This window comes from Pseudomonas sp. CH61 (assembly GCF_059429415.1).
The window spans coordinates 5340328-5366355 of sequence record NZ_CM182098.1; the positions used below are offsets into that span (position 1 = coordinate 5340328).

The following is a 26028-nucleotide window of genomic DNA, read 5'->3' on the forward strand; positions in this document are numbered from 1 at the left end:
ACAAGGATGAACATATGAAAAACGGACTTACGCTTCCACCTATCGTCACCAGGGGCACAACAGGGAATTCTGGCGGCTTTACAGTTAACCATGGTTTTAGCTGGGGAACCTACGCCACGGCAGATTGGCAGGGCGCTGGAGAAGCCATTATCAACCATGATGGTCAAACCACTCACTCCCCTTAAGCGATGGGCCTGTGTTGTCTTCAGCGGAAATGGATATGTTCCATTCCTGGCTGGAAATGAAATCTGGCATCAAAGCTTTCACCTATGAGCTCCAAATGATGAGCAAGGCAATAAATAACGATGTCTGGGAGGTATTCGTGACCTGTGGAGAATCACTGAAAGCGATAACTACCTACTCAACAGCGCCGCTGTTATTAGCCACGGCTACTTTAAGAACAAGATTATAAATTTCAGTTTGGCCGATGCATTTTCTGCGCAGCAGAAACTGAGCCCGATAGAAGCACTGATCAAAGTTTCAGCGACAGCTCCATACAATTTAAATTACGAAACATTGACTACCGAGTTGTCGGGCGGCACTTTCAGCCCAATTAAAGCTTTCGCCCACTACCTGTGGGGGAACGGGGAGAGGATGAGAGTGAGCATTAACAATATCGGCCTGAACGTCAGGGCCAACGAACTGCCGCTACTGGCCAATTCAATTGCCAGCACCCGAGAGGCCGGTACCTATTATTTATCTGATCCGAAGATCCCTTACGCAACCATCAATGACAGCAACGTCACCGGAGCTTACCTAGGAAGAATAACGTTGAGCATGGAAGGAAGTTTCACGCGAGATGTACAAGGATCCTGGATTTTCGATGGCGTCGTCAGAGCCTATACCGATACTTATGATTTCGATGCCAGCAACAGATCAACAGCGCTTGAAGTCTTAACAACAGCCGGTAGAGTATTCTCCGGAACGCATTACGAGATCGATATCTTCGGCGAGCAAAAAATACGGCTCACCGGAACTGGCTTTCAACCGACCCCGTAGATTTTAATAAAATCTTCCATGCCCGCTCAGTGGAGCTCAAATGAAGAGACTCTATAGATTTTCGAGTTGTACGTATCTCATTTTGCTCGCAGTCACATTTTGCACCGGCGTATTCATACTCACTAAAAATCTCGAGGCGCAAATATACGATGCCAAACAAGATTCAATCGGCCTCCCCTTTAGCGTAATGTTTGCTATATGGTTGACACTGACACTTAACCACCTAATGCAGATTTTATTATTGCGAAAGTCACGCACTCGCTTCTCTGCAAGTCTAATCCGAAAAATACCAGCATATTTGCTTGCCACGGTGTCACTGGTGATTCTTGTGGAGAGCATTGTTTATTGGTCGATACCGAACCATGCAGTCATCGCAATATTTTACGTTGCTAGCGCAATCACGTTTATCGCTTTTCAGGTAAGCACATTTGCCCAATTGAAATAACACATTAGCAAAACAACTATTAGAGGAACTTGCCAAACCGTTCATCTAAGCGGTCTGGCGAGTCTCTCATATTTACTGGAAAGCACCGCGATTCTGCGCGTTACGCACCGAGACCTGATCATTCAGTGTCCAGAAGTCATACAGTACCCCCAGAAAGAACAACCCGCCCGTCAGCAGATAGATCAGCCCACTGATCCACTTGCCCTGATACATCCGGTGCACGCCCAATGCTCCGAGGAACGTCAGCAGAATCCACGCCACGTTGTACTCGATCGGCCCGGCGGTAAAACGCAGATCCGCTTCGCGATCCATTGCCGGGATCAGAAACAGGTCGATCAGCCAGCCAATGCCGAGCAAACCGAAGGTGAAGAACCAGATCGTCCCGGTCACCGGCTTGCCGTAGTAGAAGCGGTGGGCGCCGGTAAATCCGAAAATCCACAGCAGATAACCGATGACTTTGCTGTGTGTATCTTGCGGCTGAGCAATTTGTTGATAGGGGTTCATGAAGACCTCGATTCACGCGATAGATAAATATTCTTGAATTCTTTGTGACTTTTTTACAGGTAGCCGACGTACGGCAAATGTTACCGTTGCTACCGTCAAAGCCTTATAGCACCTGACTTCTGTCCGACAATTGCGTCCATTTGCCGCTTATTTGGTTCCGTTGGCTGCCAACTGAATCGACCAACGGACTCGGAATGAAAAAAAACTCTGTTATAAAGTTGCGCGCTATCACTGAAGAGCCACGCCTAATGCGACCATTTTTCAAGACATGGCTAACCATCTGCCTATTAATGCCACTGGCCGCCCACGCCACCAATCGTGAGCAACGTCTTCCTAACGTTAACGGCTTTACCCCTAAATCCCATGCTTCGGCTCCTTCGAGCAAAAGCAGCAAAAGCAAAACCACCACGCTGAGCAGCAAGAGCCACAGCAAGCTGGTGCCACCGATGGCGAGCAAGGAAAGCAGCAATGTGCTGAGCCGTGCGGTAAACGTCCTCGGTACACCTTATCGTTGGGGCGGCAGCAGCCCAAGTAAAGGCTTCGATTGCAGCGGTCTGGTGAAATACGCGTTCAACGACGCTACGTTCGACCTGCCACGCACCTCGAACGCCATGGCCAGCGGCCACGGCGAGAAAGTCGAGCGCAAGGATCTGAAGCCGGGCGATCTGATTTTCTTCAACATCAAGAGCCGTCGGGTCAACCACGTTGCCATCTACCTGGGTAACGACCGCTTCATCCACGCGCCTCGTCGTGGCAAAGCGGTGAGCATCGATACGCTGAACAAGCCGTACTGGCAGCAGCATTACGTAGTGGCCAAGCGTGTGTTGCCGAAAGAACAAAGCCAGATGCGCGTGGTTCAGCGCTGAGCTGACTGACTCGGAATCTGCTCAAGCAGCACTGGCCCCTTCGCGAGCAGGCTCGCTCCCACATTTGATTTGTGAACGACGCAAATCCCCTGTGGGAGCGAGCCTGCTCGCGAAGAGGCCGGTAATAGCGACACAAATCCCCCTCAAAAGTTATCCGGCGTCCGCGCCTTCTCCCGCGCATGCTCGCGGCTGATCAAGCCCTTGGTCACCAGATCCTTCAGGCACATGTCCAGTGTCTGCATGCCCAACGACCCACCGGTCTGAATCGCCGAATACATCTGCGCGACCTTGTCCTCACGGATCAGGTTACGGATCGCCGACGTGCCCAGCATGATCTCGTGCGCCGCCACCCGCCCGCCGCCGATCTTCTTGATCAGCGTCTGCGAGACCACCGCCAGCAACGACTCCGACAGCATCGAGCGCACCATCGACTTCTCGTCACCGGGGAACACGTCGACCACCCGGTCGATGGTTTTCGCCGCTGAGGTGGTGTGCAGCGTGCCGAACACCAGATGCCCGGTTTCGGCTGCGGTCAGCGCCAGGCGAATGGTTTCCAGGTCACGCATCTCGCCGACCAGAATCACGTCCGGGTCTTCACGCAACGCCGAACGCAAAGCCGTGGCGAAACTGCGGGTATCACGATGGACTTCGCGTTGATTGATCAGGCATTTGCGCGATTCGTGAACGAATTCGATCGGGTCTTCAATGGTCAGGATATGGTGATGACGGTGGGTGTTGAGGTAATCGATCATCGCCGCCAGCGTGGTCGACTTGCCGGAACCGGTCGGCCCGGTGACCAGCACCAGCCCGCGCGGCGCATCGGTGATCTTGCGGAAGACGTCGCCCATGGCGAGGTCTTCCATGCTCAGCACTTTCGACGGAATGGTACGGAATACGGCGCCAGCGCCACGGTTCTGGTTGAAGGCGTTAACCCGGAACCGCGCGACACCCGGCACTTCGAAGGAAAAGTCGGTTTCCAGATGTTTCTCGAAGTCGACCCGCTGGGTGTCGTTCATGATGTCGTAGATCAGCTCATGCACTTGCTTGTGATCCAGCGCCGGCAGATTGATCCGCCGCACATCGCCATCGACACGGATCATCGGCGGCAGACCGGCCGACAGGTGCAGGTCGGAAGCGCCCTGTTTGGCGCTGAAGGCCAGCAATTCAGTGATATCCATAGCGCTCCTCAATTCCAGTAGAATGCCGCGAACCTTCAGACCGCTGGCGCCTCTTGATGTCCACGATAGCAGACAACATTCTTCAGGTTGGTTCGCGCATCCAGACCGCGATCCAAGCCGCACACCGTCCTGAAAACAGCGTCCAGTTGCTCGCCGTGAGCAAGACCAAGCCCGCCGCAGCCCTGCGCGAGGCGTATGCCGCCGGCCTGCGTGACTTTGGCGAGAACTATCTGCAGGAAGCCTTGAGCAAACAGCTCGAACTGGCCGACCTGCCCTTGATCTGGCACTTCATCGGCCCCATTCAATCGAACAAGACTCGCGCGATTGCCGAGCATTTCGACTGGGTGCACTCCGTGGATCGCCTGAAAATCGCTCAACGTCTGTCCGAACAGCGCCCGGCCGAGCTGCCGTCGCTGAACATCTGCATTCAGGTCAATGTCAGCGGCGAAGCCAGTAAATCCGGCTGCACTCCGGCTGACCTGCCGGCATTGGCCGAGGCTATCAACGGCCTGCCCCGGTTGAAACTGCGTGGGCTGATGGCAATTCCCGAGCCGACTGAAGATCGCGCCGAGCAAGACGCGGCCTTCGCCGCCGTGCAGAAATTGCAGGCGAGCCTTGATCTGCCGCTCGACACACTTTCCATGGGCATGAGCCACGACCTTGAGTCGGCCATCGCCCAAGGCGCCACTTGGGTTCGTATCGGTACGGCCCTGTTTGGCGCCCGCGACTATTCCCAATCTTGAACGTTTCCAGATAAGGACCACACATGAGCAACACACGTATTGCGTTTATCGGTGCGGGCAACATGGCGGCCAGTTTGATCGGCGGCCTGCGCGCCAAAGGTCTGGAAGCTGCACACATCCGTGCCAGCGATCCGGGCGAAGAAACTCGCGCCAAGGTCAGCGCTGAGCACGGCATCGAAACGTTTGCCGACAACGCCCAAGCCATCGACGGCGTCGATGTGATCGTGCTGGCGGTCAAGCCGCAAGCCATGAAGGCTGTGTGCGAGGCGATTCGCCCGAGCCTGAAACCCAATCAACTGGTGGTGTCGATTGCCGCTGGCATCACTTGCGCGAGCATGACTGCGTGGCTTGGCGAGCAGCCGATCGTGCGCTGCATGCCAAACACCCCGGCGCTGCTGCGCCAAGGCGTCAGCGGTTTGTACGCGACCAGTGAAGTGACTGCCGAGCAACGTCAGCATGCTGAAGAGCTGCTGTCCGCCGTCGGTATCGCCCTGTGGCTGAAAGAAGAACAACAACTGGACGCCGTGACCGCTGTGTCCGGTTCCGGCCCGGCGTACTTCTTCCTGCTGATCGAAGCCATGACCGCTGCTGGCGTCAAACTCGGCCTGCCGAAAGACGTCGCAGAACAACTGACTCTGCAAACGGCGCTTGGCGCCGCGCACATGGCGGTTTCCAGCGATGTCGACGCGGCCGAACTGCGCCGCCGTGTGACCTCGCCAAACGGCACCACGGAAGCTGCAATCAAATCATTCCAGGCCAATGGCTTCGAAGCCCTGGTCGAAACCGCACTCGGCGCCGCCGCGCACCGCTCGGCCGAAATGGCCGAACAACTGGGCAAATAAGGAGCCTTACATGATTGGATTGAACACCGCAGCGGTTTACGTGCTGCAAACCCTCGGCAGTCTGTACCTGCTGATCGTGCTGCTGCGCTTCGTGCTGCAACTGGTACGGGCGAATTTCTACAATCCGCTGTGCCAGTTCATCGTCAAAGCCACCCAGCCACTGCTCAAGCCACTGCGTCGGATCATTCCGAGCCTGTTCGGCCTCGACATGTCGTCGCTGGTTTTGGCGATTCTGGTGCAACTGGCGCTGATGGCGCTGACCCTGCTGCTGACTTACGGCACCACCGGTAACCCGCTGCAACTGGTTATCTGGTCGCTGATCGGCGTGACCGCGCTGTTCCTGAAGATCTTCTTCTTCGCCTTGATCATCAGCGTGATTCTGTCGTGGGTTGCACCGGGCAGCCACAACCCGGGCGCTGAACTGGTCAACCAGATCTGCGAGCCGGCCCTGGCACCGTTCCGCCGCTTTCTGCCGAATCTCGGCGGCCTGGACCTGTCGCCGATCTTCGCCTTCCTCGCGCTGAAGCTGATCGACATGCTGGTGATCAACAATCTGGCGGCGATGACGATGATGCCGGAAATCCTCCGTCTGCTGATGTGAGCTGGTTTCGATGGGACGGTGACGACTTGATCCTCGAGTGTCACCTGCAACCAGCAGCCCGCAGCGATGACTTCGCCGGGCTGCACGGCGATCGTTTGAAGATCCGCCTGACCGCGCCGCCGGTCGAGGGCAAGGCCAATGCGTATCTGATGGGCTTTCTGGCCAAGGCGTTTGGGGTGTCCAAAAGCCAGGTCAGTTTGCTCAGCGGCGAGTTGAATCGGCAGAAGCGAGTGAAGATCTGCTCGCCGAAGAAGTTGCCGGATTTGCCTGACCTGGTGCGCTGATCGTTCCCACGCTCCGCGTGGGAATGCATCCCGGGACGCTCCGCGTCCCCCGCCGAAGCGGACGCGGAGCGTCCAATGAGGCATTCCCACGCAGAGCGTGGGAACGAGCGCAGGTAGTTGCTTGCCGCTAACCCCCCCGGTCTTTAGACTTACGCCTCATTTCAACGAGAGCAGGGTCGATGCCAACTGCCTTTCCCCCCGATTCTGTTGGTCTGGTGACGCCGCAAACCGCGCACTTCAGCGAACCGCTGGCCTTGGCCTGTGGTCGTTCGCTGGCCGCCTATGACCTGATCTACGAAACCTACGGCACGCTGAACGCGCAAGCGAGCAACGCCGTGCTGATTTGCCACGCCTTGTCCGGCCATCACCACGCCGCCGGTTATCACAGCGTCGACGACCGCAAACCCGGTTGGTGGGACAGCTGCATCGGCCCCGGCAAACCGATCGACACCAACAAGTTCTTCGTGGTCAGCCTGAACAACCTCGGCGGCTGCAACGGCTCCACCGGCCCGAGCAGCATCAACCCGGAGACCGGCAAACCGTTCGGCGCCGACTTCCCGGTACTCACCGTGGAAGACTGGGTGCACAGCCAGGCACGTCTCGCCGACCTGCTCGGCATCGGCCAGTGGGCAGCGGTGATCGGCGGCAGCCTCGGCGGCATGCAGGCGCTGCAATGGACCATCACTTATCCGGATCGCGTGCGTCACTGCCTGGCCATCGCCTCGGCACCGAAGCTGTCGGCGCAGAACATCGCCTTCAACGAAGTCGCACGTCAGGCGATCCTCACGGACCCGGAATTCCACGGTGGTTCGTTCCAGGAAGCGGGCGTGATCCCCAAGCGCGGACTGATGCTGGCGCGCATGGTCGGGCACATCACTTATCTGTCCGACGATTCGATGGGCGAGAAATTCGGCCGTGGCCTGAAGAGCGAGAAGCTCAACTACGACTTCCACAGTGTCGAGTTCCAGGTTGAAAGCTACCTGCGTTATCAGGGCGAAGAGTTCTCCGGGCGCTTCGACGCCAACACCTATCTGTTGATGACCAAGGCGCTGGACTACTTCGATCCGGCGGCGAACTTCGACGATAACCTGGCGAAAACCTTCGAGAACGCCACGGCCAAGTTCTGCGTGATGTCGTTCACCACCGACTGGCGCTTCTCCCCGGCCCGCTCGCGGGAGCTGGTGGATGCGTTGATGGCGGCGCGCAAGGACGTCAGCTATCTGGAGATCGATGCGCCGCAGGGCCACGACGCCTTCCTGATTCCGATCCCGCGCTACTTGCAGGCGTTCGGCAATTACATGAACCGCATCACGTTGTGAGAAAGCCATGAGAGCTGATCTGGAAATCATCCAGGAATGGATCCCCGCCGGCAGCCGCGTCCTCGACCTCGGTTGCGGTGACGGCGAGCTGCTGACTTGGTTGCGCGACAACAAGAACGTCACCGGTTATGGCCTGGAAAACGACGCCGACAACATTGCCCAGTGCGTGGCCAAAGGCGTCAACGTCATTGAGCAGGATCTGGACAAGGGACTGGGCAACTTCGCCAGCAACAGTTTCGACATCGTCGTCATGACCCAGGCCCTGCAAGCCGTGCACTACCCGGACAAGATCCTCGACGAAATGCTCCGCGTCGGCCGTCAATGCATCATCACCTTCCCCAATTTCGGTCACTGGCGCTGCCGCTGGTACCTGGCGAGCAAGGGTCGCATGCCGGTCTCCGAGTTTCTGCCGTACACCTGGTACAACACGCCGAACATCCACTTCTGCACCTTCGAAGACTTTGAAGAACTTTGCCGCGAACGTGATGCGAAGGTCATTGATCGGCTTGCCGTGGATCAACAGCACCGTCACGGGTGGGCCAGTAAGCTATGGCCTAATCTGTTAGGTGAGATCGGTATCTACCGCGTCAGCAGCCCGCAGCTTGCAGACCACAAAGTCGCGGTCTGAATCCCGTCATTTCGAGGAGCACGATCATGGGTCGTTTAGCGTTGTTGTTATTGACTGCCTGCCTGAGCACCAGCGCTCTGGCGGCCGACGTCATCAAGGGTGAGCGCAAGGAAACCTTTGGCGACATCACGGTGCACTACAACACCTTCAACTCGACGTTCCTGCAACCGGACATCGCCAAGGCGGCGGAGCTGATCCGCAGCAAGAATCAGGGCGTGATCAATGTCTCGGTAATCAAGGACGGCAAACCGCTGGTCGCCAACGTCACCGGCACGGTCAAAGACCTGACCAGCCAGAGCGTGCCGCTGAATTTCCGCCAGATCACCGAACAAGGCGCGATCTACTACATCGCCCAGTACCCGGTGGAGCAGCAGGAAACCCGCACCTTTGAAATCAAGGTGCAGAACGGCGACAAGATCAACACCATCAATTTCAACCAAGAACTCTTTCCCGGCGAATGATGAACATCAAGCAGCTCGTACTGGCCAGCCATAACGCCGGCAAACTCAAAGAACTCCAGGCCATGCTCGGCGAATCGGTGCAACTGCGCTCGATTGGCGAGTGGAGCAAGGTCGAGCCGGAGGAAACCGGCCTGTCGTTCGTCGAGAACGCTATTCTCAAGGCACGTAATGCCGCACGGATTTCCGGGTTGCCGGCACTGGCCGACGATTCCGGGCTGGCAGTGGATTTTCTTGGCGGTGCGCCGGGCATCTATTCGGCGCGTTATGCCGACGGCAAGGGCGATGCGGCGAACAACGCCAAACTGCTCGACGCCTTGAAGGACGTGCCGCAAGCCGAGCGCGGTGCGCAATTCGTTTGCGTGCTGGCGCTGGTGCGTCACGCCGATGATCCGTTGCCGATCCTCTGCGAAGGCCTGTGGCATGGACGGATTCTGACCGCCGCCAGCGGCGAGCACGGCTTCGGCTATGACCCATTGTTCTGGGTGCCGGAGCGTGATGTGTCCAGCGCCGAACTGAGCCCGGCCGACAAGAACCAGATCAGCCACCGCGCCCGTGCAATGGATCTGCTGCGCCAGCGTCTGGGTTTGAAATGACCCGTGACTCTTCCGCGTCGTCGCTGATTGTCGGCGGCGCCGCCTCTTCGCCTCGGGCGCCGTTGCCGACGCTGCCGCCCCTGGCGCTGTACATCCATATCCCGTGGTGTGTGCGCAAATGCCCGTATTGCGACTTCAACTCGCACACTGCCAGCCCGGTTTTGCCGGAGCAGGAATACGTCGACGCCTTGCTGGCCGATCTCGATCAGGACCTGCACGCGGTTTACGGCCGCGAAATCAGCTCGATCTTTTTTGGTGGCGGCACGCCGAGCCTGTTCAGCGCCGAAGCGCTTGGGCGGTTGCTGGCAGGCGTCGAACAGCGCATTCCGTTTGCTGACGACATCGAAATTACCCTGGAAGCCAACCCGGGCACCTTCGAACAAGAGAAGTTCGTCGCCTACCGCAAACTGGGGATCAATCGCCTGTCGATCGGCATCCAGAGCTTCCAGCAGGAAAAACTCAAGGCGCTGGGGCGGATTCACAACGGTGACGAAGCAGTGCGCGCGGCCGGGATGGCGCGGCAGGCCGGGTTCGATAACTTCAACCTCGACTTGATGCATGGCTTGCCCGATCAATCGCTGGACGATGCCTTGAGCGATCTGCGCCAGGCCATCGCATTGAATCCGACGCACATCTCCTGGTATCAGCTGACGCTGGAACCGAACACGGTGTTCTGGAATCAGCCGCCGGTGCTGCCGGAAGACGACACGCTGTGGGACATTCAAGAGGCCGGGCAGGCGCTGCTGGCCGAGCACGGTTACGCGCAGTACGAAGTGTCCGCGTACGCACAGTCCGGGCGCCCGGCGCGGCATAACCTCAATTACTGGAGTTTTGGCGACTTCATAGGCATTGGCGCGGGTGCGCATGGCAAGCTCAGCCATCCGGACGGACGCATCGTTCGTACCTGGAAAACCCGACTGCCGAAGGACTATCTCAACCCGGCAAAAAGCTTTCAGGCCGGCGAGAAAGCGCTGACCAATGACGAGATGCCGTTCGAGTTTCTGATGAACGCCTTGCGCCTGACCGCAGGCGTCGAATCGCGCCTGTATCCGGAGCGCACTGGTCTGTCGCTGGAAAGCCTCGCTGAAGGCCGGGCCGCGGCAGAACAAAGCGGTCTGTTGCAGGTCGAACCGTCACGTCTGGCGGCCACCGAGCGCGGACAGTTGTTCCTCAACGACTTGCTGCAACAATTTCTGACCTGAGCCCAACCCTCAACTTCTGTCCCAAGGGAAACCGCATGGATTTGATACTCGACCTGCTCGCCACCGTCTCCCGCTGGAGCCGCAGCAACCTATCGGAAATCGCTCTGGCCTTGGTGGGCTGCCTGCTGGTGCTGTTCGGCGCCGACTTCAAAGGCTGGGTCGAGCAACGCCTGGGCAGCATCGCCGGCGCCCTGCGCATACCGCTGATGTCGCTGCTGTGCGTGATCGGCAGCGGCGCGGCGCTGATCTACGCCACGCCATGGGTGATCAAGGGTTTGAGCCAGTTCAACAACTACAGCCTGGCGCCGGTGCTGCTGGTGGTTCTCGTCCTGATCGGCGTAGTTGCCGATCGTCGCTGATCCCGCAACCCCCCCAAAACGACTGTAGGAGTGAGCCTGCTCGCGATAGCGGTCTGACATTCAACCTCTTCGGTGACTGTCAGTGCGCAATCGCGAGCAGGCTCACTCCTACATTTTTTACCGCGTGATACTCAGGACTGTTTTTCGAACTTCAGGTCCCACACGCCATGGCCAAGACGTTCGCCGCGGCGTTCGAACTTGGTGATCGGGCGTTCGGTCGGGCGTGGCACGCACTTGCCGTCTTCGGCGAGGTTGCGGTAGCCCGGGGCGACGTTCATCACTTCCAGCATGTATTCGGCGTACGGTTCCCAGTCGGTGGCCATGTGCAGAATGCCGCCAACCTTCAACTTGCTGCGCACCAGTTCAGCGAACGACGCCTGAACGATGCGACGCTTGTGATGACGGCTCTTGTGCCACGGATCCGGGAAAAACAGCATCAGGCGATCGAGGCTGTTGTCGGCGATGCAGCGGTTGAGCACCTCGATCGCGTCGCAATCGTAGACCCGCAGGTTGGTCAGGCCCTGTGTCAGCACACCATTGAGCAGAGCGCCGACACCCGGACGGTGCACTTCAACGCCGATGAAATCCTGCTCCGGCGCCGCCGCGGCCATTTCCAGCAACGAATGGCCCATGCCGAAACCGATCTCCAGCGAGCGCGGTGCCGAACGGCCGAACACTTGATCGTAATCCACCGGCGCGTCGGCCAGCGGCAGCACGTACAGCGGCGCGCCCTGGTCCAAACCGCGTTGCTGGCCTTCGGTCATGCGCCCGGCGCGCATCACGAAACTCTTGATGCGGCGGTGTTGGCGCTCGTCGCCTTCTTCCGTCTGGATAGGCGTGTCGTTCGATTCAGTCATCAATGGCTCTTACTTGATCAGACCATCCAGCGGCGAAGAGGCGCTGGCATAGAGTTTTTTCGGCATACGGCCAGCGAGATAGGCCAGACGGCCTGCAACGATGGCGTGTTTCATGGCTTCAGCCATCATGACTGGCTGTTGGGCGTGGGCGATGGCCGAGTTCATCAGCACCGCATCGCAACCCAGTTCCATGGCGATGGTTGCGTCGGACGCAGTGCCGACACCGGCATCGACCAACACAGGAATTTTCGCTTCTTCGAGGATGATCTGCAGGTTGTATGGGTTGCAGATCCCCAGACCGGAACCGATCAGACCGGCCAGCGGCATCACCGCGATGCAGCCGATTTCTGCCAGTTGGCGGGCAATGATCGGGTCATCGCTGGTGTACACCATCACGTCGAAACCTTCCTTGACCAGCGTTTCGGCGGCCTTGAGGGTTTCGATGACGTTTGGGAACAGGGTTTTCTGGTCGGCCAGTACTTCCAGCTTCACCAGGTTGTGGCCATCGAGCAGCTCACGGGCCAGGCGGCAGGTGCGCACAGCTTCGATGGCGTCGTAGCAACCGGCGGTGTTCGGCAGGAAGGTGTAGCGCTCCGGCGACAGCACGTCGAGCAGGTTCGGCTCGCCTTCGATCTGGCCCAGGTTGGTGCGGCGCACCGCGAAGGTGACGATCTCGGCACCCGAGGCTTCGATGGCCTGACGGGTTTCTTCCATGTCACGGTACTTGCCGGTACCGACCAGCAAACGCGACTGGTAAGTACGACCGGCCAGAACAAAAGGCTTGTCGCTACGAACGATGCTCATGGGGAATCCTCTTTAAGGGTGAGGGTCTTGCAGAATTCTGTGCCCTCGCGGGGCGGACGATCAGCCGCCGCCGATGGCGTGCACCACTTCAACGTTGTCGCCGTCGTTGAGCGTGGTGTCGGCATGCTGGCTGCGCGGGACGATATCCAGATTGAGTTCGACTGCCACCCGGCGTCCAGTCAGTTCCAGACGGGTGATCAGGGCCGCAACGGTCTCGCCGTCGGGCAGTTCAAGGGATTCACCGTTCAACTGAATGCGCATGCGTAACGCCGCCATCATTTTTAGGGGCTGGCATTCTAGCCCGATCATGACCTAAAGGTCAGCACCAAGCGTCAAGCGGTTGGTTGCAAGCGCCAGGCGGCGAGGCCCAGGCAGACCCAACCGGCCAGAAATGCCAGACCACCGAACGGGGTGATGATGCCGAGCTTGCTGATGCCGGTCATGGTCAGCACGTACAGGCTGCCGGAGAACAACAGAATGCCGACGGTGAACGACACGCCGGCCCAAGCAACCAGCCGACCCTGAATCTGCGTGGCCAACAGCGCCACACCAAACAGCGCCAAGGTGTGCACCAGTTGATAGGTCACGCCGGTGTGGAAAATCGCCAGGTACTCGGGTGTAAGGCGGTTTTTCAGGCCATGGGCGGCAAATGCGCCCAAAGCGACTCCGGTGAAACCGAAAAAAGCAGCCAGCATCAAAAAGCCACGCAGCATTGGGAACTCCAGTCAGACGCGATCGGCAGGGTCTGTATAATGGCCCGCTCCACCGGTTCGGCCAAGCCATCTCTATGCTGCGTACTATTTTCCGTCGTCTCACGAAGGCCCTGCTCTGGTTCGCCGGCGGCAGCGTTTTGCTGGTGCTGGTGTTTCGCTTCGTGCCGCCGCCGGGCACGGCGTTGATGGTCGAGCGCAAGGTCGAATCCTGGGTCGATGGCGAGCCGATTGATCTGCAGCGCACGTGGAAGCCCTGGGATGAGATCTCCGACGACCTCAAAGTCGCGGTCATGGCCGGTGAGGATCAGAAGTTTCCTGAGCATTGGGGTTTTGATTTCAGTGCGATTCAGGCAGCCCTTGCCCATAACGAGCTCGGCGGCTCGATTCGCGGGGCCAGCACCTTGAGCCAGCAAGTGTCGAAAAACCTGTTTCTGTGGGCGGGTCGCAGCTACCTGCGTAAAGGCCTGGAGGCCTGGTTTACCGCGCTGATCGAAGTGTTCTGGCCCAAGCAGCGGATTCTTGAGGTGTACCTGAACAGCGTCGAGTGGGATGACGGGGTGTTTGGCGCCGAAGCCGCAGCCCGCCATCACTTTGCCGTGAGCGCGAAGTCGCTGTCACGGCAACAGGCGAGTTATCTGGCCGCCGTTCTACCGAATCCTCGCGTCTGGAGTGCCAGCCATCCGACCGCTTATGTGTCGCGGCGGGCCGGGTGGATTCGGCAGCAAATGAGTCAGTTGGGTGGGGATAGCTATCTGTTGGGGCTCAACGATTCTCGGCGGGCGCCTTGGTCGCGATAACACCGAGGATCGAAATGTAGGAGTGAGCCTGCTCGCGATAGCGGTGCATCAGTGACGGCAATGCTGACTGTCACACCGCTATCGCGAGCAGGCTCACTCCTACATTGGTTTGTGGCGAAGCAGAAATGAAAACGCCCCGATCATCGCTGATCGGGGCGTTTTTTATTGCCGAGGCGCCGGTTATACGGCGATCGACAATTTGAGCTTGTTCATCGCGCTCTTCTCGAGCTGACGGATCCGCTCGGCCGACACGTTGTACTTCTGCGCCAGGTCGTGCAGCGTGGCTTTCTCTTCTGCCAGCCAGCGCTGGTAGAGGATGTCACGGCTGCGCTCGTCCAGCACTTCCAGGGCTTCGTGCAGGTTGCTGTTGGAGTTGTCGCTCCAGTCGGCATCTTCCAGTTGACGCGCCGGGTCGTACCGGTGGTCTTCCAGATAGTTGGCCGGCGACTGGAAAGCGCTGTCGTCGTCGGCTTCAGCAGCCGGGTCGAAGGCCATGTCATGGCCGGTCAGGCGACTTTCCATCTCGCGCACTTCACGCGGTTCAACGCCGAGGCTTTCCGCCACACGGTGGACTTCCTCGTTGTTCAGCCACGCCAGACGTTTCTTCTGGCTGCGCAGGTTGAAGAACAGCTTGCGCTGGGCCTTGGTGGTCGCGACTTTCACAATGCGCCAGTTGCGCAGGATGAACTCGTGAATTTCCGCCTTGATCCAGTGCACGGCGAACGACACCAGACGCACACCCATTTCCGGGTTGAAGCGCTTCACGGCCTTCATCAGGCCGACGTTACCTTCCTGGATCAGGTCAGCCTGAGCCAGACCGTAGCCGGAATAGCTACGGGCAATGTGTACGACAAAACGCAGGTGGGCGAGCACCATCTGCCGAGCCGCCCCCAAATCCTGCTCATAGTAGAGACTCTCGGCCAGTTCACGCTCCTGCTCCGGCGTCAGCAATGGAATGCTGTTGACGGTGTGCACGTAAGCTTCCAGGTTCGCACCCGGAACCAACGCATACGCAGGTTGCAAAGAATTGGTCATACGAAAAAACCTCCCACTTACATACTCGTGCCTCTCGGCACTGCGAAAAATTGACCGGGAATTCAAGTGCAAGTTCCCAAAAAAACCGCGAGGTCAATCACGCGCAAAAAAGATTCTACTTCGGCGCCAACTCCCTGAGATGGCGTGCGACTGCAATCCATGCACCGATATAACCCAACAGCACCGCGCCAAGCAAGAGCGACAGACCGTCGGCAACTGGCACTCCGGCCAGCGCGAAATCACTGCCGTACAAGCCGGCCAGTCCAACCACCGCATCGTTCAGCCAGTTCAGGCCGAACGCCAATACACCCCAGGACAACAGTCCCGCACCGAAGCCATACAACGCGCCCATATAAAGGAAGGGACGACGCACATAGCTGTCAGTGCCGCCGACGAGTTTAATCACTTCTATCTCTGTGCGGCGGTTTTCAATATGAAGACGAATGGTATTGCCTATCACCAAAAGTAATGCGGAAACCAAAAGCACCGTCAGACCGAAGACAAAACGATCGCCAAGCTTGAGGATGGCGGCCAGACGCTCGACCCAGACTAGATCAAGTTGCGCCTGTTGTACCTTGGGCAACTCGGAAAGTTTTTGTCTTAATGCTTCCAGCGTTGGCTTGTCGACTTCGTTCGGGGTGACCAGCACCACGCCCGGCAACGGGTTCTCCGGCAGCTCACGCAGGGCTTCGCCCAGTCCGGACTGTTGCTGGAACTCCTCCAGCGCCTGATCGCGACCGACATATTCAGCATCAGCTACGCCGGGCATGCCTTTGATCTGTTCACGCAACGACTCGCCTTGCTCAGGGCTGGCGTCGAGTTGCAGGTACAGTGAAATCTGCGCCGCCCGCTGCCACGAACCGCCAAGACGCTCGACATTGTTGAGCAACAGCGAAAGCCCCATCGGCAGGCTCAGCGCGACCGCCATCACCATGCAGGTGAAGAAGCTGCCAATCGGCTGTTTGCCCAAACGGCGCAGGCTGTCGAGCAGACTGGCGCGATGACTTTCGACCCAGGCACGGAACAACGTGGCAAAGTCCGGGCCGTCGTCTTCGTCGTGTTTTTTCTTCTTCGGCGGCTGCGGGTCGGCGGCTTTCGGGGCCACGCGCTCGGAAACCTTCGGACTGCGTGTTGCACTCATACCCCGGCCTCCCCGTCGCCGATCAATCGGCCGCGTTGCAGGGTCAGCATGCGGTGCCGCATGCGTGCGATCAGCGCCAGGTCGTGACTGGCGATAAGCACGCTGGTGCCCAAACGATTGATGTCTTCGAACACGCCCATGATTTCCGCCGCCAGACGCGGGTCGAGGTTACCGGTCGGTTCGTCCGCCAGCAGCAAGGCCGGGCGGTGCACGATGGCACGAGCAATACCGACACGCTGCTGCTGACCGGTGGACAGGTCGCCCGGGTACAGATCGGTTTTGTCCGACAGCGCCACGCGCTCCAACGCCGAATCGACACGTTTGGCGATTTCGGCCTTGGACAGCCCGAGAATCTGCAACGGCAATGCGACGTTGTTGAACACCGTGCGATCGAACAGCAACTGGTGATTCTGGAACACCACGCCGATCTGCCGACGCAGGAACGGGATCTGCGCGTTGCTGATGGTGCTCAGGTCTTGCCCGGCGAGCAGCAGTTTGCCGCTGGTCGGACGCTCCATCGCCAACAACAGGCGCAACAACGTGGATTTACCGGCACCGGAGTGGCCGGTGACAAACAAGAACTCGCCACGACGGACTCGAAAGCTCAGCTCATGCAAGCCGACGTGACCGTTCGGGTAGCGTTTACCGACCTGTTCGAAACGAATCATGAACGCTCCCGCTCGGCAAACAGTGCCTGGACAAAGGGTTCGGCTTCAAAGGTACGCAAGTCGTCGATGCCTTCACCGACGCCGATGTAGCGGATCGGCAGGCCAAACTGCTTGGCCAGGGCGAAAATCACCCCGCCCTTGGCGGTACCGTCGAGTTTGGTCAGCGCCAGACCGGTCAGTTCGACGGTCTGGTTGAATTGCTTGGCCTGGTTGATGGCGTTCTGGCCAGTACCGGCGTCGAGCACCAGCAGCACTTCGTGCGGGGCGTCGGCGTCGAGCTTGCCGATGACCCGGCGAACCTTTTTCAGTTCTTCCATCAGGTTGTCTTTGGTGTGCAGACGACCGGCGGTGTCAGCGATCAATACGTCGATGCCACGGGCCTTGGCGGCCTGCACGGCGTCGAAGATCACCGAAGCCGAGTCGGCGCCGGTGTGCTGAGCGATGACCGGGATCTTGTTGCGCTCGCCCCAGACCTGCAATTGCTCCACGGCAGCAGCGCGGAAGGTGTCACCGGCGGCGAGCATGACTTTCTTGCCTTCCAGTTGCAGCTTCTTCGCCAGTTTGCCAATGGTGGTGGTTTTGCCGGCGCCGTTGACGCCAACCACCAGAATCACGAATGGCTTGTTCTGCGAAACGATCTTCAGCGGTTGTTCCACCGGTTTGAGCATCGCGGCCAGTTCGGCCTGCAGGGATTTGTACAGCGCGTCGGCATCGGCCAGCTCTTTGCGGGCGACCTTCTGGGTCAGGCGCTGGATGATCTGCGTGGTGGCTTCGACACCTACGTCGGCAGTGAGCAGACGGGTTTCGAGGTCATCAAGCAGATCGTCGTCGATGGTTTTACGGCCGAGGAACAGGCTGGCCATGCCCTCGCCGATGCTGGCGCTGGTTTTCGACAGGCCTTGCTTGAGACGGGCGAAGAAACCGGCTTTGGTTTCTTCGGTGCGCGGGGCTTCGACGGGGGCCTCGGCAATCACTTCAACTGGAGTAACAGGAGCAGCGACAACCGGTGCAGGTGCAGGTGCAGGTGCAGGTGCAGGTGCAGGTGCAGGTGCAGGTGCAGGTGCAGGTGCAGGTGCAGGTGCAGGCTCGGGCTGTTGAACAACTGGCGCAACAAACACGGGCGCAACAGGCTCAACAACAACCGGCGCAGGCTCGACAACCGGTTCAACCACCGGCGCCGGAACAACCTCTGGAACGAACGCAGCCGGCGCAGGAATCACCGGAGTGATATGCGGCGCAGCCTCTTCAACCAACGCCACCGGTTCTTCCGCCACTGGCAAGGTCAGCCACGGCTCGGCCGCCGGGGTCAGCGGCAGTTCAGCCGCCACAGGCGCTTCGGGCTCGGGTTCTGGCTCAACCGGCTGCAGCACCGGCTCGGCAATCGGCAGAACGATCGGTGCCGGCTCTTCTTCTATCACCGGAGCAGGCTCCGGCGCAGGCTCAGGAATCACCGGCGGCTGTTCGACGACGGGTTCCTGCGGTTTCTTACGCAGCCATCCGAACAGGCTTTTCTTCTCGCCAGCCGCAGCTGGGGTCTTCTTGTCGTCGTTGGAACCAAACATGGAGGACGGCTATCTCACGGTAGCGACGCGCCATAAGGGCGCCCCGGCAAATAAATATTCGATGCAGAACAGACTGTGTTTCATCCAGCTTGTTCACGCGCAACATTTTGTCGAGGCGCCAGCGGCACCCCAAAGAATCGTATAAACGAAGGACTAAACCGGCAAATTCGGCGAAAAAGCGAAGTTTAGTCGATAAACCGTAGCTTTCTGCCGCAAACCCATTCAGCCGGATCAGGTCTGAAAACCTGATAGGCGTGGTCGCCAGTAAAACGGATCAGTATCCTAGCACCCTCTCGCCCGCCGACGCTAAGACCAAGCGGGCAGCCCAACAGGTTAAAAAACGAATGAATGCTCTAGCCCGCCGCGCTGCAGGCCTGCTGCTCAGCACAGTCTGCCTGCCCCTTTCGGCCCTGGCGGCCGACCCGCAACCGACCCACGAATTCACCCTCGACAATGGCCTCAAGGTCGTCGTGCGCGAAGACCATCGCGCGCCGGTGGTGGTGTCGCAGGTCTGGTACAAGGTTGGTTCCAGCTACGAAACCCCGGGCCAGACCGGTCTGTCCCACGCGCTTGAGCACATGATGTTCAAGGGCAGCGAGAAAGTCGGCCCCGGCGAAGCGTCATTGATCCTTCGCGATCTGGGCGCCGAAGAGAACGCCTTCACCAGTGACGACTTCACCGCTTATTACCAGGTGCTGGCTCGCGACCGTCTGGGCGTGGCCTTTGAACTGGAAGCCGACCGCATGGCCAATCTGCGCCTGCCGGCCGACGAGTTCGCCAAGGAAATCGAAGTCATCAAGGAAGAGCGCCGCTTGCGCACCGATGACAAGCCAATGTCCAAGGCTTACGAGCGTTATAAAGCCATGGCTTACCCGGCCAGCGGCTACCACACGCCGACCATTGGCTGGATGGCCGACCTCGACCGCATGAAGGTCGAAGAACTGCGCCACTGGTACCAATCCTGGTACGTGCCGAACAACGCCACGCTGGTCGTAGTCGGTGACGTTACTCCGGACGAAGTGAAAACCCTCGCCCAGCGCTATTTCGGCCCGATCGCCAAGCGCGACGTACCACCGGCGAAAAAACCGCTGGAACTGGCCGAACCCGGCGAACGCCAGATCACCCTGCACGTGCAGACGCAATTGCCGAGCTTGATGCTTGGTTTCAACGTGCCGAGCATCGCCACGGCTGAAGACAAGCGCTCGGTCAACGCTCTGCGTCTGATCTCGGCGCTGCTCGACGGCGGCTACAGCGGTCGCATCCCGACGCAACTGGAGCGCGGTGAAGAGCTGGTTTCCGGCGGTTCGTCGAGCTACGACGCCTACACCCGTGGCGACAGCCTGTTCACCCTGTCGGCAACCCCGAACACGCAGAAGAAAAAGACCATGGCGCAAGCGGAGGCCGGTCTGTGGAAACTGCTGGAACAGCTGAAAACCACCGCGCCGTCCGCTGAAGAACTGGAGCGCGTGCGTGCGCAAGTGATTGCCGGTCTGGTCTTCGAGCGTGATTCGATCACCAGCCAGGCCACGGCGATTGGCCAACTGGAAACCGTCGGTCTGTCGTGGAAGCTGATGGACACCGAACTCGCCGATCTGGAAAGCGTGACCCCGCAAGACATCCAGAACGCCGCCAAGCTGTATTTCACCCGCGAACGTCTCAGCGTCGCCCACGTCCTGCCACTGGAGACGACTCATGAGTAAGCGCAAATCCCCACGCCTGCTGCTTGGCCTGATCGCCGTGGCGGTGATCGGCTCTGCCGCGCTGTACCTGACGCCAGGCGCTGACAGCAATGCCAGCGAAGCCTTGGACAACGCCAAGTCCAGCCAGAAGCTGCAATCACTCACCGAACTCGACGGCAAGGCCCCGGCCAGCCGCAAGCTCGACGTACAGACCTGGAACACCGCCGAGGGCGCCAAGGTGTTGTTCGTCGAAGCCCACGAGCTGCCGATGTTCGACATGCGCCTGATCTTCGCCGCCGGCAGCAGCCAGGACGGCAGCGCTTCGGGTCTGGCGGTGCTGACCAATGCGATGCTCAATGAAGGTGTCGCCGGCAAAGACGTCGGCGCCATCGCTCAGGGCTTTGAAGGCCTGGGTGCGGATTTCGGCAACGGTGCGTTCAAGGACATGGCGCTGGCCTCGCTGCGCAGCCTGAGTGCTGCCGACAAGCGCGAGCCTGCTTTAAAGCTGTTCTCGGAAGTCATCGGCAAACCGACCTTCCCGGCCGACTCGTTCGCGCGCATCAAGAACCAGATGCTCGCCGGTTTCGAATACCAGAAACAGAACCCCGGCAAACTCGCCAGCCTTGAGCTGATGAAGCGTCTGTACGGCGATCACCCGTACGCGCATTCGAGCGACGGCAATCCGCAAAGCGTGCCGAAGATCACCCTCGCGCAATTGCGTGAATTCCACGCCAAGGCCTACGCGGCCGGCAACGTGGTGATCGCGCTGGTCGGCGACCTGTCTCGCACCGAAGCCGAGGCGATTGCCAATCAGGTTTCCAGCGCACTGCCAAAAGGCCCGGCGCTGGCGAAGATCGCTCAGCCGCAGGAACCGAAGGCCAGCATCAACCACATCGAGTTCCCGTCGAAGCAGACCAATCTGATGCTCGCGCAACTGGGTATCGACCGTGACGATCCGGATTACGCGGCGCTGTCGATGGGCAACCAGATCCTCGGTGGCGGCGGTTTCGGCACGCGCCTGATGAGCGAAGTGCGTGAGAAACGTGGCCTGACCTACGGCGTGTACTCGGCCTTCAGCCCGATGCAGGCACGTGGCCCGTTCATGATCAACCTGCAGACCCGCGCGGAAATGAGCGAAGGCACCCTGAAACTGGTGCAGGACGTGCTCGCCGATTACCTGAAAACCGGGCCGACGCAGAAAGAACTCGACGACGCCAAACGCGAACTGGCCGGCAGCTTCCCGCTGTCCACTGCGAGCAATGCCGATATCGTCGGCCAACTCGGCGCGATGGGCTTCTATAATCTGCCGCTGAGCTATCTGGATGACTTCATGCGTCAGTCGCAAAGCCTGACCGTGGAACAAGTCCGCGACGCCCTGAACAAACACCTGAGCACGGACAAAATGGTCATCGTCACCGCTGGCCCGACCGTGCCGCAAAAGCCGTTACCGGCCCCATCTGATAAACCTGCCGAGCAACCGCTCGGGGTTCCGGAGCATTAATGGCGACTCGTACCCCTAAAAAGCCTGCGCATAACGTCCACAACGGCGTGAACCAGTTGCGCATCATTGGCGGCCAATGGCGCAGCCGCAAGCTGAGCTTCCCCGACGCGCCGGGCCTGCGCCCGACGCCGGATCGCGTGCGTGAAACCCTGTTCAACTGGCTCGCACCGTACGTTGAAGGGGCCAAGGTGCTTGATCCGTTCGCCGGCAGCGGCGCGCTGTTTCTCGAAGCGTTGTCGCGTGGCGCCGCCATGGGTCAAGCGCTGGACGCCAGCAACATTGCGGTGTCCAGCCTGAAAGAACACCTCGGCACCCTGCGCTGCACCAACGGTCAGGTACAAACGGCTGATGCCCTGCGTTATCTGGAAACCCAGACCGCCAGTGCATTCGATCTGGTATTCCTCGACCCGCCGTTCAACCAGAACCTGCTGCCAACCGTTTGCACCTTGCTCGAAGAGCGTCAGTGGCTGGCGCCCGACTCGTGGATCTACACTGAAAGCGAAACGGCGCCATCGACGCTGGGCCTGCCGGGCAACTGGCGCCTGCACCGCGAACAGAAATCCGGCCGGGTTTACTACGCGCTGTGGCAACGTACGGCAGAGATCGCCGGTTAACCGACCGGCCTGAATATGCGGCGCCCCTTCCAACAGGGTCGCCGCTCTGCATCGAGAACCATCGTGTCCGCCTCTTCAGATCGCTTCAACCCCGCCTTCGGCCTTGGCAATCCGCACCTGCAAACCTTGTGGGGACCGCTGTGGCGCAAAACCGTACATATCGAGCGTGAACGCGAACGCCTGTGGCTTGAGGATGGCGACTTCCTCGACCTCGACTGGCACGGCCCGCACACGGCAGAGGCGCCACTGGTGCTGGTGCTGCATGGGCTGACCGGCTCTTCCAACTCGCCTTATGTAGCGGGTATCCAAAAGGCCCTGGCCGATCAAGGCTGGGCCAGTGTCGCGCTGAACTGGCGCGGCTGCTCGGGCGAGCCGAATCTGCTGCCGCGCAGTTATCATTCCGGCGCCAGCGAAGACCTCGCCGAAACCATCAAGCACCTGCGCGCTAAACGACCATTGGCACCGTTGTATGCCGTCGGCTACTCCCTGGGCGGCAACGTGCTGCTCAAACATCTTGGGGAAACCGGTAGCGCCAGTGGCGTGCTCGGCGCTGTGGCGGTGTCCGTGCCGTTTCGCCTCGATCAATGCGCCGACCGCATCGGCCAGGGATTTTCCAAGGTCTATCAGGCGCACTTCATGCGCGAGATGGTCGCCTACATCAAGAACAAGCAACGGCAGTTTCAGCATGACGGTCGCGAAGACGGACTCGCCGCGCTGGCAGCCCTTGGCTCGCTGGAAAACATGCGCACCTTCTGGGATTTCGATGGCCGGGTAACCGCGCCATTGCACGGTTTCAATGATGCCGAGGATTACTATCGCCGCGCCTCAAGCCGCTATTTCCTCGGTGAAATCCGCACGCCGACCCTGATCATTCAAGCGGCGGACGATCCGTTCGTGTTCCCGCACAGTTTGCCGCAAGCCAGTGAGCTGTCGGCCTCGACTGCATTTGAATTGCAGGCACGCGGCGGACACGTTGGCTTCGTCGATGGCTCACTGCGCCAGCCCGGTTACTATCTGGAACGACGCATCCCGCAGTGGCTGTCTCGCGTGCCCGCATGAGCGATCAGGGCGAGTCGATCCGTTTCTGGCAAACCGCGCCACTGGCCGGGGTCGAGTTGTTGTCGGCACGCTACATCGAGCATCGTTTCACCCCGCATGTGCACGACGGATTCGTGATCGGCATGATCATGGCCGGCGCTCAGCGTTATCGCTATCGCGGCGCCGAACATCTGGCCGGCAGCGGCACACTGGTGTTGATCAATCCGGACGAGCTGCACACCGGGCACAAGGGCACCGAGGACGGCTGGCTGTATCGGGCGTTTTATCCCGATACGGCGCAAATCGTCTCGCTGCTGGATGAGCTGGAGCTGTCCACCACGAGTCTGCCGGCGTTTGGCGCCACGCTGTACCGCGATGCGGATCTGGTCAACGGCTTTGCCCAGTTGCACCGTTTGCTGGAAAGCCCGGCCACCGCGCTGCAACAGCAAACGCTGTGGCGCGAGATGATGTTGCTGCTGTTGCAGCGCCATGCAGCGGTGCCGGTGCCCGGTCGAGCGGGTAAAGAACACCGCGCGGTGCTGTTGGGCAAAGAACTGCTGCACGCGCAACTGGCGGCGCCACCGTCACTGGAAGAGCTCGCGGCAGCGGTCAATCTGTCGCCCTTCCATTTCGCCCGGGTGTTCCGCCGCGCCACCGGCATGCCGCCGCACACCTGGCTGATGCAGCAACGCATCGCTCAGGCGCGCGCACTTCTGCAACACGGCTGCCTGCCCGTCGAGGTCGCCACACAATTGGGTTTTGCCGACCAGAGCCACTTGAGTCGGCAGTTCAAGCAGGCTTATGGCGTCGGACCCGCCGCGTACCGCAGCGCCCGACAGTTTCCTTCAGACAACGCCGTTCCCTTGTAGGAGTGAGCCTGCTCGCGATAGCGGTGTGTCAGTAAAGGTAAAGGTGACTGACACACCGCTATCGCGAGCAGGCTCACTCCTACAGGGATGTGTGGTGACTATTCGCCAGTGGCGATGCCGCGAGCCGGTTCATTGATCCATTCGCTCCACGACCCGGCATACAACGATCCGAGCGGATAACCCGCCAGACACAACGCAAACAGGTTGTGACACGCCGTCACGCCAGACCCGCAATAGGCAACCAGATCCGCTGGCGAACGCTCACCGAGCTTGGCGGCAAAACGCTGCTTGAGTTGATCCGCCGGCAGGAATCGCCCATCGCCGCCGAGGTTGTCGGTGAACGCCGCGCATTGCGCACCCGGAATATGCCCGGCAACCGGATCAATCGGCTCGACCTCACCTTTGAAACGCGGTAAAGCCCGGGCATCGAGCAGGGTCAGCGTTGGCTGCCCAAGGCGTTGCTGCAATTGCTCGGCGTTAAGCAGCAGTTGCATGTCCGGCTGACCGCTGAAATTGCCCGTCGTAACCGTCGGCGCATCCAGACTCAGCGGCAGCCCCGCCGCATGCCACGCCTTGAGCCCGCCATCGAGAATGAACACGCCATCGCGCTTGCCCAGCCACGCCAGCAACCACCACGCCCGCGCCGCGTAGGCACCGGGACCGTCATCGTACAAAACCACGTCGCTGTCAGCGTTGATGCCCCACGCTTGCAGCCGCTCGATCAACGCCGCCGGCTCGGGCAACGGGTGACGGCCAGTCACGCCTTTGACCACTTTACCGCTGAGGTCTCGTTCAAGATCGGCGAAGCTCGCCCCGGCAATGTGCCCTTCTGCATAGCTGCGCTGACCGTAGTCCGGGTCTTCGAGGGCAAAACGACAATCGAGAATCACCAGCCCCGGTTGTTCCTTGCGGTCATCCAGCGTTTGCGGGCTGATCAGTTGCGCAATCGGCATAACAGGCTCCTGAGGGATTTCAACAGAACGGTTTATTTCACGTCTTCAAGGGCCTGGGCCAGCGGCACGTAGAACTCCTCGAACAACGCATTGACCTCGTCTCGCGCCTGCTCGGTAACAAACCCGGCTTCCAGCACCAGCACCTGATACACGCCACGTTTAATGGCTTGTTCGCTGAGGTGGTTGGAGTTTTCACGGGTGGTGCACAGGAAGCGCACCCACGACGTCAGGATGATCCAGGCATTGAGGGTCAGGGATTCGATCTGCACGCGATCCATATCGAGGATCCCGGCAGCGACGAAACCTTCGTAGATCGCCGCGCCCTGAATCACGCAACGCTGGGAAAAACGCCGATAGCGGGCGGCCAGTTCCGGATCGCTGTCGAGCAGATGCTCCAGATCGCGGTGCAGAAAGCGGTAGCGCCACATCGCCGAGAGCAATTCCTTGAGATAGAAACGCTTGTCCTCGACCGTCGCCGCGCGCCCCTGCGGTGGGCGCAGAAAGCTGTCCACGAGGCTTTCGTACTCACTGAACAAGACGGCGATGATCGCCTGCTTGTTGGGGAAGTGGTAGTACAGATTGCCCGGAGAAATCTCCATGTGGGCGGCGATGTGATTGGTGCTGATGCTGCGCTCGCCCTGCTGATTGAACAGCTCAAGGCTGTTCAGCACGATACGCTCGCTGGTTTTTATTCGTGGGGCCATGGCTTGAGCTTTAATTCAGAGTGCGTTGGGGGGCATCTTACGACCTAACCGGAAATGGATAAAACAATG

30 protein-coding genes are annotated in these 26028 nt (G+C 59.7%); 18 read left to right on the forward strand and 12 right to left on the reverse strand.

Annotation, left to right across the window (positions count from 1 at the left end; translation table 11 throughout):
• Window positions 1–420 precede the first annotated feature (420 nt).
• On the forward strand, window positions 421–999 hold the full coding sequence (locus AC5SEM_RS24030; protein WP_495471426.1) for a lipid II-degrading bacteriocin: 579 nt from the start codon (window positions 421–423) through the stop codon (window positions 997–999).
• A 517-nt stretch (window positions 1000–1516) separates the two neighbouring features.
• On the opposite strand, the gene AC5SEM_RS24035 is transcribed toward AC5SEM_RS24030, so the two are convergent.
• Window positions 1517–1930, reverse strand: coding sequence for an NINE protein (locus AC5SEM_RS24035; protein ID WP_495473498.1), 414 nt, complete (start codon window positions 1928–1930; stop codon window positions 1517–1519).
• A gap of 266 nt (window positions 1931–2196) precedes the next feature.
• On the opposite strand from AC5SEM_RS24035, the gene AC5SEM_RS24040 reads away from it, so the two are divergent.
• Window positions 2197–2814: a C40 family peptidase gene (locus tag AC5SEM_RS24040; RefSeq protein WP_016985978.1), complete on the forward strand. Its 618-nt coding sequence runs from the start codon at window positions 2197–2199 to the stop codon at window positions 2812–2814.
• Window positions 2815–2957: 143 nt separating this feature from the next.
• On the opposite strand, the gene AC5SEM_RS24045 is transcribed toward AC5SEM_RS24040, so the two are convergent.
• Window positions 2958–3992 (reverse strand): type IV pilus twitching motility protein PilT, encoded by a 1035-nt coding sequence (locus tag AC5SEM_RS24045; RefSeq protein WP_007953348.1) that lies wholly within the window; start codon window positions 3990–3992, stop codon window positions 2958–2960.
• Between the two features lie 56 nt (window positions 3993–4048).
• On the opposite strand from AC5SEM_RS24045, the gene AC5SEM_RS24050 reads away from it, so the two are divergent.
• The 10 genes from AC5SEM_RS24050 (at window position 4049) to AC5SEM_RS24095 (ending at window position 11024) form a co-directional block, all read left to right on the forward strand.
• Window positions 4049–4735 (forward strand): YggS family pyridoxal phosphate-dependent enzyme, encoded by a 687-nt coding sequence (locus AC5SEM_RS24050; RefSeq protein WP_495471427.1) that lies wholly within the window; start codon window positions 4049–4051, stop codon window positions 4733–4735.
• Window positions 4736–4758: 23 nt separating this feature from the next.
• Window positions 4759–5577: a pyrroline-5-carboxylate reductase gene (gene proC / locus AC5SEM_RS24055; RefSeq protein ID WP_495471428.1), complete on the forward strand. Its 819-nt coding sequence runs from the start codon at window positions 4759–4761 to the stop codon at window positions 5575–5577.
• 10 nt (window positions 5578–5587) lie between these two features.
• Window positions 5588–6178, forward strand: coding sequence for a YggT family protein (locus AC5SEM_RS24060; protein WP_038358826.1), 591 nt, complete (start codon window positions 5588–5590; stop codon window positions 6176–6178).
• Window positions 6175–6462, forward strand: a complete 288-nt coding sequence (locus tag AC5SEM_RS24065; protein WP_095121519.1) for a DUF167 domain-containing protein — start codon at window positions 6175–6177, stop codon at window positions 6460–6462. Before AC5SEM_RS24060 ends, AC5SEM_RS24065 begins: the two co-directional genes overlap by 4 nt.
• A 179-nt stretch (window positions 6463–6641) precedes the next feature.
• On the forward strand, window positions 6642–7781 hold the full coding sequence (gene metX, locus AC5SEM_RS24070; protein WP_007913641.1) for a homoserine O-succinyltransferase MetX: 1140 nt from the start codon (window positions 6642–6644) through the stop codon (window positions 7779–7781).
• Between the two features lie 7 nt (window positions 7782–7788).
• Window positions 7789–8409 carry a methionine biosynthesis protein MetW gene (gene metW / locus AC5SEM_RS24075; RefSeq protein ID WP_007913638.1) on the forward strand — a complete coding sequence of 207 codons (621 nt, stop codon included), beginning with the start codon at window positions 7789–7791 and terminating at the stop codon, window positions 8407–8409.
• A gap of 26 nt (window positions 8410–8435) precedes the next feature.
• Window positions 8436–8870 carry a DUF4426 domain-containing protein gene (locus AC5SEM_RS24080; RefSeq protein WP_495471429.1) on the forward strand — a complete coding sequence of 145 codons (435 nt, stop codon included), beginning with the start codon at window positions 8436–8438 and terminating at the stop codon, window positions 8868–8870.
• A complete protein-coding gene (gene rdgB / locus AC5SEM_RS24085) occupies window positions 8867–9463 on the forward strand; it encodes an RdgB/HAM1 family non-canonical purine NTP pyrophosphatase (RefSeq protein ID WP_007913634.1) in 597 nt (198 codons plus the stop codon). Before AC5SEM_RS24080 ends, rdgB begins: the two co-directional genes overlap by 4 nt.
• On the forward strand, window positions 9460–10665 hold the full coding sequence (gene hemW / locus AC5SEM_RS24090; protein WP_495471430.1) for a radical SAM family heme chaperone HemW: 1206 nt from the start codon (window positions 9460–9462) through the stop codon (window positions 10663–10665). Before rdgB ends, hemW begins: the two co-directional genes overlap by 4 nt.
• 35 nt (window positions 10666–10700) lie before the next feature.
• Window positions 10701–11024, forward strand: coding sequence for a DUF3392 domain-containing protein (locus tag AC5SEM_RS24095; protein ID WP_034153666.1), 324 nt, complete (start codon window positions 10701–10703; stop codon window positions 11022–11024).
• 131 nt (window positions 11025–11155) lie between these two features.
• On the opposite strand, the gene trmB is transcribed toward AC5SEM_RS24095, so the two are convergent.
• The 4 genes from trmB to AC5SEM_RS24115 all read right to left on the reverse strand — a co-directional run bounded on the left by trmB (window position 11156) and on the right by AC5SEM_RS24115 (window position 13398).
• Window positions 11156–11881, reverse strand: coding sequence for a tRNA (guanosine(46)-N7)-methyltransferase TrmB (gene trmB, locus AC5SEM_RS24100; protein WP_077574906.1), 726 nt, complete (start codon window positions 11879–11881; stop codon window positions 11156–11158).
• A gap of 9 nt (window positions 11882–11890) precedes the next feature.
• Window positions 11891–12685, reverse strand: coding sequence for a thiazole synthase (locus AC5SEM_RS24105; protein WP_007913621.1), 795 nt, complete (start codon window positions 12683–12685; stop codon window positions 11891–11893).
• A gap of 60 nt (window positions 12686–12745) precedes the next feature.
• Window positions 12746–12946 carry a sulfur carrier protein ThiS gene (gene thiS / locus AC5SEM_RS24110; protein ID WP_122604433.1) on the reverse strand — a complete coding sequence of 67 codons (201 nt, stop codon included), beginning with the start codon at window positions 12944–12946 and terminating at the stop codon, window positions 12746–12748.
• A 71-nt stretch (window positions 12947–13017) separates the two neighbouring features.
• Complete coding sequence (locus AC5SEM_RS24115) at window positions 13018–13398, reverse strand: DUF423 domain-containing protein (protein ID WP_077574908.1); 381 nt, start codon at window positions 13396–13398, stop codon at window positions 13018–13020.
• A gap of 74 nt (window positions 13399–13472) precedes the next feature.
• Here AC5SEM_RS24115 and mtgA point away from each other — a divergent pair, with 74 nt between their 5' ends.
• Entirely contained in the window at window positions 13473–14195 is a 723-nt protein-coding gene (gene mtgA / locus AC5SEM_RS24120) for a monofunctional biosynthetic peptidoglycan transglycosylase (RefSeq protein WP_495471431.1), read from the forward strand.
• A gap of 180 nt (window positions 14196–14375) precedes the next feature.
• Here mtgA and rpoH read toward each other — a convergent pair whose 3' ends face one another.
• The 4 genes from rpoH to ftsY all read right to left on the reverse strand — a co-directional run bounded on the left by rpoH (window position 14376) and on the right by ftsY (window position 18601).
• Window positions 14376–15230, reverse strand: a complete 855-nt coding sequence (gene rpoH, locus AC5SEM_RS24125) for an RNA polymerase sigma factor RpoH (RefSeq protein WP_456020477.1) — start codon at window positions 15228–15230, stop codon at window positions 14376–14378.
• A 115-nt stretch (window positions 15231–15345) separates the two neighbouring features.
• Complete coding sequence (gene ftsX, locus AC5SEM_RS24130) at window positions 15346–16371, reverse strand: permease-like cell division protein FtsX (protein WP_077574909.1); 1026 nt, start codon at window positions 16369–16371, stop codon at window positions 15346–15348.
• Window positions 16368–17039 (reverse strand): cell division ATP-binding protein FtsE, encoded by a 672-nt coding sequence (ftsE, locus tag AC5SEM_RS24135; RefSeq protein ID WP_003229148.1) that lies wholly within the window; start codon window positions 17037–17039, stop codon window positions 16368–16370. The genes ftsX and ftsE overlap by 4 nt, the downstream gene beginning before the upstream one ends.
• On the reverse strand, window positions 17036–18601 hold the full coding sequence (gene ftsY / locus AC5SEM_RS24140) for a signal recognition particle-docking protein FtsY (protein ID WP_495471432.1): 1566 nt from the start codon (window positions 18599–18601) through the stop codon (window positions 17036–17038). Before ftsY ends, ftsE begins: the two co-directional genes overlap by 4 nt.
• A gap of 344 nt (window positions 18602–18945) precedes the next feature.
• On the opposite strand from ftsY, the gene AC5SEM_RS24145 reads away from it, so the two are divergent.
• From AC5SEM_RS24145 to AC5SEM_RS24165, 5 genes are all read left to right on the forward strand, one after another.
• On the forward strand, window positions 18946–20301 hold the full coding sequence (locus AC5SEM_RS24145) for a M16 family metallopeptidase (RefSeq protein ID WP_025112091.1): 1356 nt from the start codon (window positions 18946–18948) through the stop codon (window positions 20299–20301).
• Window positions 20294–21781, forward strand: a complete 1488-nt coding sequence (locus tag AC5SEM_RS24150; RefSeq protein WP_495471433.1) for a M16 family metallopeptidase — start codon at window positions 20294–20296, stop codon at window positions 21779–21781. The genes AC5SEM_RS24145 and AC5SEM_RS24150 overlap by 8 nt, the downstream gene beginning before the upstream one ends.
• Entirely contained in the window at window positions 21781–22395 is a 615-nt protein-coding gene (gene rsmD / locus AC5SEM_RS24155; protein WP_116028413.1) for a 16S rRNA (guanine(966)-N(2))-methyltransferase RsmD, read from the forward strand. The genes AC5SEM_RS24150 and rsmD overlap by 1 nt, the downstream gene beginning before the upstream one ends.
• A 63-nt stretch (window positions 22396–22458) precedes the next feature.
• Window positions 22459–23454, forward strand: coding sequence for a hydrolase (locus AC5SEM_RS24160; protein WP_495471434.1), 996 nt, complete (start codon window positions 22459–22461; stop codon window positions 23452–23454).
• Entirely contained in the window at window positions 23451–24302 is an 852-nt protein-coding gene (locus tag AC5SEM_RS24165) for an AraC family transcriptional regulator (RefSeq protein ID WP_495471435.1), read from the forward strand. The genes AC5SEM_RS24160 and AC5SEM_RS24165 overlap by 4 nt, the downstream gene beginning before the upstream one ends.
• A 98-nt stretch (window positions 24303–24400) precedes the next feature.
• Here the strand turns inward: AC5SEM_RS24165 and AC5SEM_RS24170 are convergent, their stop codons facing one another.
• The gene (locus AC5SEM_RS24170) at window positions 24401–25255 is read right to left on the reverse strand and encodes a sulfurtransferase (protein WP_495471436.1); all 855 of its coding nucleotides are present in this window, start codon (window positions 25253–25255) and stop codon (window positions 24401–24403) included.
• Window positions 25256–25287: 32 nt separating this feature from the next.
• Window positions 25288–25959, reverse strand: a complete 672-nt coding sequence (locus AC5SEM_RS24175; protein WP_007913599.1) for a TetR/AcrR family transcriptional regulator — start codon at window positions 25957–25959, stop codon at window positions 25288–25290.
• Window positions 25960–26028 lie beyond the last annotated feature (69 nt).